We start from the raw sequence: 14,716 nt of genomic DNA on the forward strand, positions 1-14,716 counted from the left end.
ACCAGATACACCGAGGTGCCTGTATCGCAGGCAAGCCAGCTCCCACAGTTCGTTCTGCGTTATAGATAGGGAGTCCATGGATGAGCATTGCCGTACCTGCCTTGCGCTCTGAAGGCACCATCGCCCTGATCGCCCCCGCCGGCCCTGCGGCACTGGATGTCGAGAAAGCTGGCCAGTGGATGCGTACTCGCGGCTACGAACTTCGTATCTTTCCCGGTGTTTATGAACGCGACGGCTACCTCGCCGGCAGCGATCAAGTCCGTCTTGATGACCTGCACGCCGCCTTCGCCGACCCCGATATCGATGCCATCTTCTGCCTGCGCGGCGGTTATGGCACACCGCGTCTGCTCGATAGCCTGGATTTCGCGCTGTTGCGCGCCAACCCCAAACCATTCGTAGGCTACAGCGACATCACCACGTTGCACCTGGCGATCAACCGTTACGCCGGCTTCGTGACATTTCACGGGCCAATGCTCAATGCCGACCTGTTGGGCGATAAGCGCCAGCCTACCGAGACTTCGTTGTTCAACCTGCTGTGTGGTCAGGTGGGGGCTGGGAGTGTGCTTGAGCACCCCGCGGACCATCCGTTGGTCACGATCACACCTGGCGTTGCGCGTGGGCGTTTGCTGGGGGGCAACCTGTCGATGATTGCAGCGGTCATGGGCACGCCTTACGAAATTGACGCCGAAGGCATCATCCTGCTGATCGAGGACGTCAACGAGCCGATCTACCGGATCGACCGCCTGCTCACCCATTTACGGCTGGCGGGCAAGCTGGCCCAGGTGGCGGGTGTGCTGGTCGGGGATGTGGCAGGTGTGGATAGCGCGGTGCTGGAGCGGTTGCTGACGCAGACCTTCGCCCCTCTGGGCATACCGGTACTGTCCGGCTGGCGCAGTGGGCATTGCGATCCGAACCTGACACTGCCGATGGGCGCGCAACTGAGGCTGGATGCGGGGGCGCAGCGGTTGGTGCTGGAGCAGGATGTGGTCTTTAAGACCTGAGTTAGTCGTCGCCTGTCAGGCAGTCATCGCAGGCAAGCCAGCTCCCACATTTGGAACGCATTCTCCTGTGGGAGCTGGCTTGCCTGCGATGGCGGTAGTCGCCTTGCAACAATCTACCGGTTCTGCAACGACTCCAGCAGCTTCACCGTCGGATACCCATCCGCCGGCCAGCCCAACGCTTGCTGCGCCGCACGAATCGCCTTGCGCGTATTGGCGCCGATGATTCCATCCGGGTTGCCCGCGTCATAGCCATTGGCGCTGAGCGCCGTCTGCAGATCGATGCGCTGGGAACGGCTCAGCGGCAGCTCATCTTTTGGCCAGTCGCCACGAATCACACCGGCGCCGCCGAAGCGCTCCGACAGTAAGCCGACCGCCAATGCGTAGGACGACGAGTTGTTGTATTTGAGGATCGCGCGGAAGTTATCCAGCACCAGGAACGCGGGGCCCCGGTAACCGGCCGGCAGCAGCAGGGCGGCGGACAGTTGGTCGACATTTGGCGGCAAGGTCGCGCCCGGTGGTAGCTGGATGCCCAGTCTCAGCCATTCGGCAACGGTCTTGCGCACGCCGCCATCGGCCAGGGCGTAATCGAAGTTCGTCGGCAGTTGTTTCACCTCGAAGCCCCATGGCTGGCCTTTCTGCCAGCCGGAACTTTGCAGGTAATGGGCAGTGGAGGCGAGGGCGTCGGCCGGGCTGTTCCAGATATCCCGGCGTCCATCGCCGTCGAAGTCCACGGCATGGGTGTTGTAGGTGGTCGGAATGAACTGCGTCTGGCCCATGGCGCCCGCCCAGGAGCCTTTCATCTGGTCGGCCTGGATGTCGCCGTGCTGGATGATCTGCAACGCGGCCAGCAATTGCGCCTGGGCGAATGCCGGGCGACGGCCTTCATAGGCCAGGGTCGCCAGGGAGCGGATCACCGAATTATTGCCCTGGAACTGGCCGAAGTTGCTTTCCATGCCCCATACCGAGACCAGGGCCTGGCGATCCACGCCGTAACGTTGCTCGATGCTTTGCAGAATATCGGCGTACTTGATCAGCAAGGCCTGGCCATTACGCACACGCACTGCCGACAGGGCGCCGTCTAGGTATTCCCACACCGGGCGGGAAAACTCCGGCTGGCTGCGGTCGGCGCGAATCACGGCCATGTCAGGTGTGACATTGGCGAAGGCGTTGTCGAATACGGTGGCTGTGATGCCGGCCTTCAGGGCTTCGACGCGGAAAGCGGCCTGCCACTCGGCAAAGGTCTGGGTCGGCTGGATATCGAGGTTGTCCACGGCCAAGGGGGCCACGACAGCGGGAGCGGCGACCGGTGCGGTCTGGAGCTTCGGCAGGGGCTGGGCGTCGGCGGCGGTGGGTTTTTCCGCGCAGGCGACTAGCAGAATGAGGCTGGAGGCAGCGATCAACTGGCGAAAGTGCCAGCGACGGGAAAGACTAGAGGGCATGCACAGGTCCAGGAATTACAAATCAGGTGCAGACCTTATCATGCCGGAGGGGCGCTTGCCTTCAGGCAGCCAGAAAGTAAGAAGCCTCCCAGCTGTCAGACTGGAAGGCTTCGCGGCGGTAGCTGCCTTTGCCCTTGCCGGGGCGTTCCTGGCGGCTGCGGAACAATGGCTGGGCGACGATGGACTTGGCCTTGTTGGGGCCATGCTTGGACGGTTTTTTGCTCATGATCGATACTCTCGTTGGGGGATAAAACGGTGCAGATCATCTGCCTAAGTTGCAGCGCTGTAAAGCCCGCCGGTGTGTAGGTACTTTCGATTTATGAAGTGAGCACGATTGATGTGGAAGCTGGCTTGCCTGCTTCCACAGGGTAATGCGGTGTTCTTGAGGGCGTTATTCGGCAGGGAGTGCCAGGCGCTGGCCAGCCATCAACAGCGACAAACGGCTCAGGCTCATCCACGGTGAACCGGCCGCCTGGCCCTTGATCTGCGCATCGATGCGCTGGGCTTCCAGCAACAGCTGCGCCCAACGTTGCGCAGTATGCCGTTGCAGCGCCTTGCTCATCAGCGGCTTGCGCTTGTCCCACACCGGTGGCTTGGCCTGGCTGAAAGCTTTGTCCAAAGGCGTGCCCTGACTGTATTGCAGGGCAATATTGGCCAATACCCGCAGTTCCCGGGCCAGCGCCCAGAGAATCACCGGCGGTTCCACACCCTCGCCGCGCAGGCCTTCGAGCATGCGCAGGGCGTGGGCGGGTTCGCCATTGAGAATCGCGTCCACCAGCCCGAACACATCGAAGCGCGCGCTGTCGGCCACCGCGCCCTGAACGGTCTCGACGGTGATCTGCCCGTCTTCGGCCATCAGCTTGAGCTTTTCGATCTCCTGGGCGGCGGCCAGCAGGTTGCCTTCAACCCGCGCAGCAATCAGTTCAACCGCGTCCTGGGTGGCCGACAGCCCCGATTGGGAAAGGCGCTGGCGAATCCACTGTGGCAACTGACTGCTGTCGACCGGCCAGATCTGGATGAACTGGGTGTGCGGGCCTTCCACCAACGCTTTACCCCATTTGGTTTTCTGCGCACTGCCGTCGAGCTTGGGCAGGCTGATCAGCAGTACCGTATCTTCGGCGGGCCTTGCGCAGTATTCCATCAGGGCTGCCGCGCCCTTGTCACCAGGCTTGCCCGAGGGCAGGCGCAGTTCCAGCAGGCGTTTTTCGGCAAACAGCGACATGCTCGCGCCAGCCTGCAGCAGCGTGCCCCAGTCGAAACTGGCGTCGGCGGCGAACACCTGGCGCTCATCGAAACCTTGTTGGCGCGCAGCGGTGCGGACGGCGTCAGCGGCCTCCTGGCACAGCAGCGGGTCATCACCGCTGACGATGTAGACAGGCGCAAGGCCACCTTGCAGGTGTTTGGCGAGTTGGGCGGGGGCGAGTTTCATAGGCAGGAAGAACGGGGCGCCGGGGGCGCCCCGTCTGGCTTACTCGACAGGGACTTCAACAGGCGACTGTTTCGGCGTGTTGTCTTCGTACTCCTGCGCCGCTTTCAACGCATCGGCATCGGCCTTGGCCTTGTTGTCGGCCATTTGTTGCAAGGCATCCAGCTTCTCGGGCGTCAGCATCTGCAGACGCAAGACCATGCGTTGTACCAGCTCGCGGCGCATTTCCTTGCGTACCTGAATGATCTCGGAGTCCGAGCCCACCAGGTTGTTGCCGTCGTGGGTCACGATTTTCTGTACCTGGACTTTGTCGCCCAGCAGTGGCAAGTGGTCTCGGCCCTGAATCTGGAACGCCAGCTCGGTGCTCAGTTCAATGTCGTAAGAACGGCCAGCGCTGGCGTAGCTCAGGTTGCGCTGGGTTTCTTTTTCGTTCACCAGCATCAGCTTGTAGGGCGCGCCGCTGTAGAGGTGAACACCACTGTTTTCCAGGACCTGGCGCAACTGCACCACGGTATCGCCATAGGCATCACGGGCGCTGACGTCCAGTTCCTTGAGCGTCAGGTCGTTGGTGCCGGTGCCGCGCAGCTGGAAGCCGCAAGCGCTCAGCATGACGGCAAGGCCCATAACCAGCAAATTGCGTTTGATCATTTTGTTGCTCCCCTTGAAACCATGTGGGCCTTGTCGAGGCCCTGAAGGCTTTGTTCGGCAGGGGGCTCGAGCCCCCTGCCCGATCCGATTAGCTAGCGACGATGTTGACCAGTTTTCCGGGCACCACGATCACTTTGCGGATCGTCAGGCCTTCGGTAAAGCGCAGCACGTTTTCGTTGCTGCGTGCGGCCGCTTCGACGTCTTCACGGCTGGCGCTGGCCGGCATGTCGATCTGGCCACGCAGTTTGCCGTTGACCTGAATCACCAGTTGCAGCGTGTCCTGTACCAGCGCGCTATCGTCCTGCACCGGCCAGCCGGCGTCGATCACTGCGTCACTGTGGCCCAGGCGGCTCCACAGTTCGTGGCTGATGTGCGGTGTGATCGGTGCCAGCAGCAGGGTGACCGTCTCCAGGCCCTCGTGGATCAGCGCGCGGTCCTGTTCGGTCGCTTGCGGCGCTTTTTCCAGCACGTTCATCAGGGTCATCACCTGGGCGATGGCGGTGTTGAACTTGTGGTGCTGGCCCACGTCCTGGCTGGCTTGCTTGATGGCCAGGTGGGTGCTGCGGCGAATGACTTTCTGCTCGTCGCTCAGGGCGGCCACGTCCAGCTTGCCGGGCAGGCCCTGGCTGACATGGGCGTGCGCCAGGCGCCAGACGCGCTTGAGGAAGCGGTGCGAGCCTTCGACGCCGGAGTCGGACCATTCGGCGCTCATGTCCGGCGGCGAAGCGAACATCATGAACAGGCGGCACGTGTCGGCACCGAACTGATCGATCATCGACTGCGGGTCAACGCCGTTGTTCTTCGACTTGGCCATTTTCTCGGTGCCACCGATTTCCACCGGCAGGCCGTCGGCGATCAACTTGGCGCTGATAACCTTGGCCTTGCTGTCGCGCTCCAGTTCCACATCCGCCGGGTTGAACCAGGTGTAGGCGCCATTGGCTTCGCGGCGATAGTAAGTCTCGGCAACCACCATGCCCTGGGTCAGCAGGTTCTTGAACGGCTCGTCGGAACTCACCAGGCCCTCGTCGCGCATCAGCTTGTGGAAGAAGCGTGCGTAGAGCAGGTGCAGGATGGCGTGTTCGATACCGCCGATGTACTGATCCACCGGCAACCAGTGGTCGGCCGCGGATTTTTCCACCAGGCCGCCTTCGAAGTGCGGCGAAGCGTAGCGGGCGTAGTACCACGAGGACTCGACGAAGGTGTCCATGGTGTCGGTTTCACGCTTGGCAGGCTGGCCGCATTTCGGGCAGCTGCACTCGTAGAACTCGGGCATGCGCGCCAACGGCGAACCGGCGCCGTCCGGCACCACGTCTTCCGGCAGCACGACCGGCAGTTGGTCTTCCGGTACTGGCACGTCGCCACAGCTTTCGCAGTGGATGATCGGGATCGGGCAACCCCAGTAGCGCTGGCGGCTGATGCCCCAGTCGCGCAGGCGGAACTGGGTGCGGGAGGCACCGAGGTTTTTCTTGATCAGCGCCACTTCGATGGCATCGAACGCGCCCTGGAAGTCGAGGCCGTTGAATTCGCCGGAGTTGATCAGCTCGCCTTGCTCGCCGTAGGCGTCCTGCCATGGGGCGGGGTTGGTGTCGCCCGAGCTGGTGCGTACCACGGATTTGATCGGCAGGCTGTATTTGCTGGCGAATTCGAAGTCGCGCTCGTCGTGGGCCGGCACGGCCATTACGGCGCCATCGCCGTAATGCATCAGCACGTAGTTGGCGACCCACACCGGCAGCTTCTCGCCGGTCAGCGGGTGTTCGACGAACAGGCCTGTCGGCAGGCCTTTTTTCTCCTGGGTGGCGACGTCGGCTTCAGCCACGCTGCCGCCTTTGCATTCGGCGATGAACGCCTGCAACTCAGGGTTGTTCCGGGCGGCCTGGGTGGCCAGCGGGTGTTCGGCGGCCACGGCGACGTAGGTCGCGCCCATCAGGGTGTCCGGGCGGGTGGTGAAGACTTTCAGTGCGCCGGCTTCGCCGATGGAATCGACGTTGTACGGAAACTGTACTTCCATGCCCTTGGATTTGCCGATCCAGTTGCGCTGCATGGTCTTGACCTGTTCAGGCCAGCCCGGCAGATCGTCGAGGCTCGACAAGAGCTCATCCGCGTAGGCGGTGATCTTGAAGTAGTACATCGGGATTTCGCGCTTTTCGATCAGTGCGCCGGAACGCCAGCCGCGACCGTCGATCACCTGTTCGTTGGCGAGTACGGTCTGGTCGATCGGGTCCCAGTTCACGGTGCCGTTCTTGCGGTAGATCACGCCTTTTTCGAACAGGCGGGTGAAGAGCCATTGTTCCCAGCGGTAGTAGTCCGGCTTGCAGGTGGTCACTTCACGGGACCAGTCTACCGCCAGGCCCAGGCTGCGCAGTTGGGACTTCATGTACGCGATGTTCTCGTAGGTCCACTTGGCGGGCGCTACGTTGTTTTTCATCGCGGCGTTTTCCGCTGGCATGCCGAAGGCGTCCCAACCCATGGGTTGCAGGACGTTCTTGCCGAGCATGCGCTGATAGCGGGAAATCACATCGCCGATGGTGTAGTTGCGCACGTGCCCCATGTGTAGCTTGCCGCTGGGGTAAGGGAACATCGATAGGCAGTAGTACGTCTCCTTGCCTGGCTGTTCACTGACTTCAAAGGACTTCTGCGCGTCCCAGAAGGTTTGGGCGGCATTTTCTATTTCACGGGGCTGATATTGTTCGTGCATGGCTACTTTTGAACTGAATAGGGGTGGCCTAATCCTCTTCGGTGCACTGTCGGGGCAGATCGACACCAGAAAGCGGCGCGTCCGTGCCCAAACCCTGCGGGAAGTGGAGTTACAGGAAGCGCCGTAGCATACATGACCCCACTCTATCGAGGGAAACCCTGATTGCGCGTGCAAGGCCGTCTGTCGCGGCGCAAGGCAGGCGTAGCCGCGGGGGCTACGCTGTTTATTGGGGAGCAAGTCTTTCTTCAATGAGGTGAGGGGATGGTTGAATCGCAGCGAACGTTAACGAAACCGGAAATCTACCAGGGACTGATCGACCGCTTGGGTCGTGCATTGGATGCAGCAAATACAGCAGGTCGATTACGTGATGAGCGGCCTGTGGAGCTGGAACTGCGAGGTTTGAGCCGCGCGGAACTGGAGCTGATCAAGGCTTATCTGGAAATGAACGGGCGTAGCGCGCCTCCGTGGATGGCAACCCCGCCAGCCAAGGAGCCCCCGCACTCTGCCAAGGTGGTGTGGCTCAAGGACTTGCCAGCCGGTCGCGGCCCGGAAAAACTCCGGTCTGTCCGGTACAAGTGATTCATTGCCCCCCTTGAGCTGCATCGTCGCGTCAGGTGGCTGTTACACAGACCACGCTAAAGATTGTCGTTAAACCCTGTTCCACCTTAGGCTTCGGGCATCCATGGAGATGCCCGATGCCTATTCGTTATTTCATCAAACAACTGTTATTGCCGCCCGGCCTCTTCTTGCTGCTGCTGGCGTTTGCCTGGTGGTTTCGCCGTCGCCGCCCGCGTCTGGCGGCTGGCTGCTTTGCCTTGGGTTTTGGCGGGCTTTGGCTGATCAGCCTGCCGGTCATGGTGGAGTGGGGCGCACGGGCGCTGGAAACAGAGCCTCCCCTGGCGCGGGAAGCGTGGTCGACGCTGGCCCAACGTGCCGACGCCATTGTGGTACTGGGCTCCGGACGTGAGCGCGGCGATCCCGCCTGGGGCAGCGATCAGCCCACCGGCATCGGGCTCGAACGCCAACGATATGCCGCGCGGCTGGCCAAGGCGTCGGGGTTGCCGGTGCTGACCACCGGCGGCCTGCATTACGGCACGCCGCCCAGCGAAGCGCAGTTGATGGCAGTGTCGATGCAGGATGACTTCGGCGTAACGGTGCGCTGGAAGGAAGAGCGCAGCCGCACCACCTGGGAAAACGCACAGATGAGCGCCGAGATTCTGCTGCCAGAGGGCATCAAGCGTGTGGTGGTGGTGACCCAGGCCTGGCATATGCCGCGTTCGGTCTGGAGCTTTGAACAGGCGGGCTTCACCGTGGTGCCGGCGCCCGTGGGTTTTCTGGGGGTGGATAACGCGCGCCCGTTGGGCGGCTGGATGCCGGAGTTCAAGTCGGTATGGCAGAGCGGACAGCTGATCAATGAAGCGGTGGGGCAGGTGGGGTATCGGTTGTTTTATAAGTAACACCACACATCCAAATGTGGGAGCAGGCAAGCCAGCTCCCACAGGGTCTTGTGTATGTTGGTCAGACGGTTTTAGACATTCTGCCCGCCAGCAGCGCCCAACCAAAGAGCCCCAGGCACACAATGATCAACGGCCACGAGCGCCATTGCAGGTAGGGCGTGAGGTTGTGCATCGGCACCACTTCGCCATACAGAATGCCGCGCTCGAACTGCGGGATCTGCTCGGTGATCTGCCCGAACGGGTTGATCAGGCCGGTCACGCCGTTGTTGGTGGCGCGGATCATCCAGCGCCCGGCTTCCAATGCGCGCATCTGCGCCATTTGCAGGTGTTGCAGGGGGCCGATGGAGCGGCCGAACCAGGTGTCGTTGCTGATGGTCAGCAGCAAGTCGCTTTGGGCCGAGAGGCCGGCGGCGAATTCCGGGTACACCACTTCGTAGCAAATGAACGGTGCGATCTGATAGCCCTTGGCCTGCAACATCGCCTGGTCGGACGGGCCGCGGGCGAAGTCCGACATCGGCAAGTCGAAGAAGGCGATCAGGCCGCGCAGCATGTCCTGCAAAGGCACGTATTCGCCAAAGGGCACCAGTTTCTGTTTCAGGTAGGTACCGTCGCCTTCGCCAACCACGGTGATGCCATTGAAGTAGCGTTTCTGGTGATGGACTTCCTGACGAATCGGCACGCCGGTGATCAGCGCGCTGTGCCGGTCGGCGGCGAACTTGCCCATCATGCCCAGGTAGCCCTCGACGGACTCCTTGAGTACGGGCACCGCCGTCTCCGGCCACACCAGCAAATCGACCCGTTTGGAGGTGAAGCTCATATCGCGGTACAGGGCGAGTTGCGCGTTGAGCTGTTCCGGGTCCCACTTCATGCTTTGTTCGACATTGCCCTGCACGGCGGCCACGCTCAGTGGCGCGCCGGATGGCGTGGTCCAGGCATGGTGTTTGAACGCCAGGCCCACGGCCCAGGGCGCAACCAGCAGCACCAGGCCGGCGGCGATAAACCCATTGCGTTTACTGGCCAGCAGGCGCGGCAGGTTGCACAGCACGGCGGCGGTCAATGCCAACGCAAAAGAGATCAGCCAGATGCCACCCAGCGGCGCGAGACCCGTCAGCGGGCCGTCGAGCTGGCTGTAACCGGAATACAGCCAAGGGAAACCGGTGAGGAACCAGCCGCGAAACGCTTCCTGGCCCACCCACAGCGCGGCGAACGTCAGCGCATCCGCCAACGGCGCTTCGTTGCGCCGCAGCCAGCGCGCCCACAGCCAGGCGGGCAGAGCGAAGAACCAGGCAATCGCAGCGGTGAACAACAGCATCAGGAAACCTGCCAGCAGCACCGAAGCGCCGCCGAAGTGGTGGATGCTGTAGTAGATCCAACTGGTGCCGGCGCCAAACAGGCCAAAACCGAAGCACCAGCCACGGCCCAGGGCCTGGCGTGGCGTCAGTTCCCGTAGCCCGACATAGAACAAACCGACCGCTACCAGTGCAAACGGCCACAGGTCGAACGGCGCCAGCGCCAGGGTAGTGATGGCGCCGGCCACCACGGCCAGCAAATTACCGGGCCAGCCGGGAGCGGTGAACCGCATATGTCAGTCCTTAACGGGCAATAGGAGTCAGGCGGATCAAGTGGATACGACGGCTATCGGCATTCAGGATGCGGAAGCGATACGCGCCGATCTCGGTGGTTTCGTTGCGCTTTGGCAGATGGCCAAATGCACTCATCACCAGGCCGCCCACGGTGTCGAACTCATCGTCGGAGAATTCGCTGTCGAAGAACTCATTGAAGTTCTCGATGGGCGTCAGCGCCTTGATCAGGAAGTCACCACTGGGCAGCGGCTTGATGTAGCTGTCCTCTTCGACATCGTGTTCGTCTTCGATGTCGCCGACGATCTGCTCCAGCACGTCTTCGATGGTGACCAGGCCTGCCACGCCGCCGTATTCGTCGATCACGATGGCCATGTGATTGTGGTTGGCGCGGAACTCGCGCAGCAGCACATTCAGGCGCTTGGACTCGGGCACGAAGGTGGCCGGGCGCAGCAGGTCCTTGATGTTGAAGTTATCACCGTTCTCCTTGAGGATCAGCGGCAACAGGTCTTTGGCCAGCAGAACGCCCATGACGTCGTCATGGCTTTCACCGATCACCGGGTAGCGCGAGTGCGCCGAATCGATCACGGCCGGGAGGAATTCCCGTGGAGTCTGGACGGCCTTGATGCTGATCATCTGCGAGCGCGGGACCATGATGTCGCGCACCTGCAGGTCAGCCACCTGGATGGCGCCCTCGACGATGGCCAGCGCTTCGCTGTCCAGCAACTTGTTCTGATGGGCCTCGCGCAAGAGCTCCAGCAGCTCCTGGCGGTTTTTCGGCTCGTGGGCAAAAGCCTGGGTCAATTTGCCCAGCCATGACTTCTGCCCGTTGCTCGATCGGTCTTCGCTCATAGCGATTACTCTGAATCCTTTATCGTTACAGTTGAGTGTTTTTCAAGCGTCGTCGTCCGCATACGGGTCCGGATGACCCAATTCTGCAAGCAACGTTTGTTCCAGTGATTCCATTTCTTCGGCTTCGTCATCGTCTATATGGTCGTAACCCAAGAGATGCAGGCAGCCGTGGATAACTAGATGGGCCCAGTGGGCTTCCAGTTCCTTGCCTTGTTCCTTCGCTTCGCGTTCCACCACCTCGACGCAGATCACCAGGTCCCCCAGCAGTGGGATGTCCAGTAACTCATCGGGGACGTCGGCGGGAAAGGACAGCACGTTGGTCGCGTAGTCCTTCTGGCGCCAGGTGTGATTCAGTTCGCGGCCCTCGGGCTCGTCCACCAGGCGAATGGTCAGTTCCGAGTCGGCGGTGCGCTGGCGCAGGGCCAGGGCGCACCATTGGCGGAACTGTGCTTCGCTGGGGGCGGGTGCGTCGGTGGCCCGCTGCAGGTCGAGCTCAAGCATCGCGGCGTGAGTCCTGTGCCGAGGCCTCTGCGGCGGCAGTCTCGAAGCGCTCGTAGGCTTCGACGATGCGCTGCACCAGCGGATGGCGGACCACGTCTTTGGGCTGGAAGTGCGTGAAGCTGATGCCCGGCACATTTTCGAGCACCTTGATGACATGGGCCAGGCCCGACTTGGTGCCCTTGGGCAGGTCGACCTGGGTGATGTCACCGGTGATCACGGCGGTGGAGCCGAAGCCGATACGGGTCAGGAACATCTTCATCTGTTCGACGGTAGTGTTCTGGCTCTCGTCAAGAATGATGAAGCTGTTGTTCAAGGTACGACCGCGCATATAGGCCAGCGGGGCGATCTCGATCACCTGGCGCTCGATCAGCTTGGCCACGTATTCGAAGCCGAGCATTTCGTAAAGCGCGTCGTAGAGCGGGCGCAGGTATGGGTCGATCTTCTGCGCCAGGTCGCCGGGCAGGAAACCGAGCTTTTCGCCGGCCTCGACCGCTGGGCGTACCAGCAGGATGCGGCGTACTTGCTCGCGCTCCAGGGCGTCGACCGCGCAGGCCACGGCCAGGTAGGTCTTGCCGGTACCGGCGGGGCCGATGCCGAAGTTGATGTCGTTGCCGAGGATCTCTTTGACGTAGCGCTGCTGGTTCAGGCCGCGCGGGCGAATCATGCCCTTTTTGGTGCGCAGCGCCACGCTGGCCTCGGCCACAGGGTTGTTGGCCAAGTCTTCGATGGCCGACTCCTGCAGGTACAGGTGCACGGTTTCCGGCGACAGTTCGCTGCCCTTGGTTTCGCGATAGAGGCGACGCAGCAGGTTTTCTGCGGACGTGGTGTGCTGAGGTTCACCAATGAGTTCGAACTGATTGCCGCGATTGCGGATCTCGATGCTCAGGCGTTGTTCGATCAGGCGCAGGTGCTCGTCGAACTGTCCGCACAGGTTGGCGAAACGGCGAGCCTCAAACGGCTCGAGGAGAAAACGATGGGGTTCTACTGTGGGTGCGTTCAAGGTCGCTTTTAGCCGCCCTTTGGCAATGGATGTGAAAGAGAGAATAACGCCAGAGGCGCGGGTACGAAAGCACTTAAATCGGCTGGCCTCGATCTCAATAACAATGAAGAACCCCTGTGGGAGCTGGCTTGCCTGCGATGAGGCCGGCACATCCAAAATAGAGGCTGGCTGTTACATCGCTATCGCAGCGATGCGGCGACCCGACAAGCCAGCTCCCACATTTGATCTTCATTTGTAGTCAGAGCGTTTGTGTCAGTTGACCAGCGACCCACGTAACGAATGAGGCTGCGCCGCATCGATGTGCACATCGGCAAACTGGCCGATCAGGGTCGGATTATCGCAGCGGAAGTTGACGATTCGGTTGTTCTCGGTGCGGCCTTGCAACTCGCCCGGGTCTTTTTTCGAATAGTCGGTGACCAGGATGCGCTGGATTGAACCGACCATTTGTCGGCTGATCTCGAAGCCTTGCTGGTTCAGGCGGTGTTGCAGGGCGTTCAACCGCTCCTTTTTCAGCGCTTCCGGGGTTTCGTCCAGCAGATCGGCAGCCGGGGTGCCCGGGCGCTGGCTGTAGACGAAGGAATAGGAGAAGTCGAAACCGACGTCTTCGATCAGCTTCATGGTCTGCTCGAAGTCTTTTTCGGTTTCGCCGGGGAAGCCCACGATAAAGTCCGAGCTGATACAGATGCCCGGCACCGCTGCGCGCAGTTTGCGCAGTTTGGATTTGTATTCCAGAGCGGTGTGGTTGCGCTTCATGGCCGCGAGGATGCGATCCGAGCCCGATTGCACCGGCAAATGCAGGTGCTTGACCAACTCCGGCACTTCGGCGTGTGCCTGGATCAGGCTGTCGGAAAATTCCAGCGGGTGCGAAGTGGTGTAGCGGATGCGCTCGATACCGTCCACGGCAGCGACCACGCGGATCAGTTCCGCCAGGTCGGCCAGGCGGCCGTCGTCGGTCACGCCGCGATAGCCGTTGACGTTTTGCCCCAGCAGGGTCACTTCGCGCACGCCGTTTTCGGCCAGGTGGATGATTTCCGACAGTACGTCGTCAAATGGCCGGCTGACTTCTTCACCGCGGGTATAGGGCACCACACAGAAGGTGCAATATTTGCTGCAGCCTTCCATCACCGACACATAGGCACTCGGCCCGTCGATACGCGGCTCTGGCAAATGGTCGAACTTTTCGATTTCGGGGAACGACACATCCACCTGCGGCAGCTTGCTGATGCGCGCGGCGTCGATCATTTCCGGCAGGCGGTGCAGGGTCTGCGGGCCGAAGACCACGTCGACATAGGGCGCGCGGTCGCGAATGGCTGCACCTTCCTGGCTGGCCACGCAACCGCCGACGGCGATCACCATGTCCGGGTTGGCCAGCTTCAGTTCGCGCCAGCGGCCCAGTTGCGAGTACACGCGGTCCTGGGCCCGCTCACGGATCGAGCAGGTATTGAGCAGGATTACGTCGGCATCTTCGGCGCGGGCGGTGACTTCCAGGGCCTGGTGTTCACCCAGCAGATCGACCATGCGCGAGCTGTCGTACTCGTTCATCTGGCAACCGTGGGTTTCGATGTAAAGCTTCTTGGCCATGGGAATCGTCAACTGGTGGTAAAGAACCGCGCATTATAGGGGGCATGCCCATTGGTTCCTAGCGTTGTACATCGGGTGCCATGCTATAGTTCGCGCCCTCTTTTATAGCCCCGATGTGTTATCCGCCCACCATGACCAAACGTGAAGCTCCAATCTACAAGGTGATTTTCCTCAACCAGGGCCAGGTGTTCGAAATGTACGCCAAGCAGATCTATCAAAGCGATCTGTGGGGGTTCCTGGAGGTGGAAGAGTTCGTCTTTGGCGAGCGCACCCAGTTGGTCGTCGATCCGGGCGAAGAAAAGCTCAAAGCGCAGTTCGAGGGCGTGGTGCGCAGCTTTGTACCGATGCATTCGATCGTGCGCATCGATGAGGTCGAACGCTTGGGCACGCCGAAGATCAGCGAGGCACGGGGCACGAGCAATGTGATGCCGTTTCCGATGCCGATGCCCGAGAAATAAGGCTTTAGACCGCGTCGCGCCCTTCGCAGGCAAGCCAGCTCCCACATTTTGAATTGTGAATATTTTCAACTGTGGGAG

Annotated in this window: 14 protein-coding genes; 4 read left to right on the forward strand and 10 right to left on the reverse strand. The window is 61.4% G+C overall.

The window, feature by feature from the left end; all coding sequences use genetic code 11:
- Positions 1–80: 80 nt before the first annotated feature.
- On the forward strand, positions 81–1,001 hold the full coding sequence (locus ACW9IN_RS29020) for a S66 peptidase family protein (RefSeq protein ID WP_457369076.1): 921 nt from the start codon (positions 81–83) through the stop codon (positions 999–1,001).
- Positions 1,002–1,114: 113 nt separating this feature from the next.
- On the opposite strand, the gene ACW9IN_RS29025 is transcribed toward ACW9IN_RS29020, so the two are convergent.
- From ACW9IN_RS29025 to leuS, 5 genes are all read right to left on the reverse strand, one after another.
- Positions 1,115–2,440 carry a lytic murein transglycosylase gene (locus tag ACW9IN_RS29025; RefSeq protein WP_457369077.1) on the reverse strand — a complete coding sequence of 442 codons (1,326 nt, stop codon included), beginning with the start codon at positions 2,438–2,440 and terminating at the stop codon, positions 1,115–1,117.
- Positions 2,441–2,501: 61 nt separating this feature from the next.
- Positions 2,502–2,666 carry an alternative ribosome rescue factor ArfA gene (gene arfA, locus ACW9IN_RS29030; protein WP_457369078.1) on the reverse strand — a complete coding sequence of 55 codons (165 nt, stop codon included), beginning with the start codon at positions 2,664–2,666 and terminating at the stop codon, positions 2,502–2,504.
- Between the two features lie 165 nt (positions 2,667–2,831).
- A complete protein-coding gene (gene holA, locus ACW9IN_RS29035; RefSeq protein WP_457369079.1) occupies positions 2,832–3,869 on the reverse strand; it encodes a DNA polymerase III subunit delta in 1,038 nt (345 codons plus the stop codon).
- 39 nt (positions 3,870–3,908) lie between these two features.
- Positions 3,909–4,514, reverse strand: coding sequence for an LPS-assembly lipoprotein LptE (locus ACW9IN_RS29040; RefSeq protein WP_457369080.1), 606 nt, complete (start codon positions 4,512–4,514; stop codon positions 3,909–3,911).
- Between the two features lie 88 nt (positions 4,515–4,602).
- Positions 4,603–7,209, reverse strand: coding sequence for a leucine--tRNA ligase (leuS, locus tag ACW9IN_RS29045; RefSeq protein WP_457369081.1), 2,607 nt, complete (start codon positions 7,207–7,209; stop codon positions 4,603–4,605).
- A 261-nt stretch (positions 7,210–7,470) separates the two neighbouring features.
- On the opposite strand from leuS, the gene ACW9IN_RS29050 reads away from it, so the two are divergent.
- Both ACW9IN_RS29050 and ACW9IN_RS29055 read left to right on the forward strand, forming a co-directional pair.
- Positions 7,471–7,788 carry a hypothetical protein gene (locus ACW9IN_RS29050; RefSeq protein WP_457369082.1) on the forward strand — a complete coding sequence of 106 codons (318 nt, stop codon included), beginning with the start codon at positions 7,471–7,473 and terminating at the stop codon, positions 7,786–7,788.
- Positions 7,789–7,904: 116 nt separating this feature from the next.
- Positions 7,905–8,666, forward strand: coding sequence for a YdcF family protein (locus tag ACW9IN_RS29055; RefSeq protein ID WP_457369083.1), 762 nt, complete (start codon positions 7,905–7,907; stop codon positions 8,664–8,666).
- 61 nt (positions 8,667–8,727) lie between these two features.
- On the opposite strand, the gene lnt is transcribed toward ACW9IN_RS29055, so the two are convergent.
- The 5 genes from lnt to miaB form a co-directional block, all read right to left on the reverse strand.
- A complete protein-coding gene (gene lnt / locus ACW9IN_RS29060) occupies positions 8,728–10,248 on the reverse strand; it encodes an apolipoprotein N-acyltransferase (RefSeq protein WP_457369084.1) in 1,521 nt (506 codons plus the stop codon).
- A gap of 10 nt (positions 10,249–10,258) precedes the next feature.
- Positions 10,259–11,098, reverse strand: a complete 840-nt coding sequence (locus ACW9IN_RS29065; RefSeq protein ID WP_457369085.1) for an HlyC/CorC family transporter — start codon at positions 11,096–11,098, stop codon at positions 10,259–10,261.
- Between the two features lie 42 nt (positions 11,099–11,140).
- Positions 11,141–11,599 carry an rRNA maturation RNase YbeY gene (gene ybeY, locus ACW9IN_RS29070; RefSeq protein ID WP_457369086.1) on the reverse strand — a complete coding sequence of 153 codons (459 nt, stop codon included), beginning with the start codon at positions 11,597–11,599 and terminating at the stop codon, positions 11,141–11,143.
- The gene (locus ACW9IN_RS29075; protein WP_457369087.1) at positions 11,592–12,599 is read right to left on the reverse strand and encodes a PhoH family protein; all 1,008 of its coding nucleotides are present in this window, start codon (positions 12,597–12,599) and stop codon (positions 11,592–11,594) included. The genes ybeY and ACW9IN_RS29075 overlap by 8 nt, the downstream gene beginning before the upstream one ends.
- 252 nt (positions 12,600–12,851) lie before the next feature.
- Positions 12,852–14,180, reverse strand: coding sequence for a tRNA (N6-isopentenyl adenosine(37)-C2)-methylthiotransferase MiaB (gene miaB, locus ACW9IN_RS29080; RefSeq protein ID WP_457369088.1), 1,329 nt, complete (start codon positions 14,178–14,180; stop codon positions 12,852–12,854).
- A 131-nt stretch (positions 14,181–14,311) separates the two neighbouring features.
- Between miaB and ACW9IN_RS29085 the strand changes: the two genes are divergently transcribed.
- Entirely contained in the window at positions 14,312–14,638 is a 327-nt protein-coding gene (locus tag ACW9IN_RS29085; protein WP_003194436.1) for a DUF1820 family protein, read from the forward strand.
- Positions 14,639–14,716: the final 78 nt, after the last annotated feature.

The sequence above is a fragment of the Pseudomonas sp. SDO5271_S396 genome (assembly GCF_054071795.1).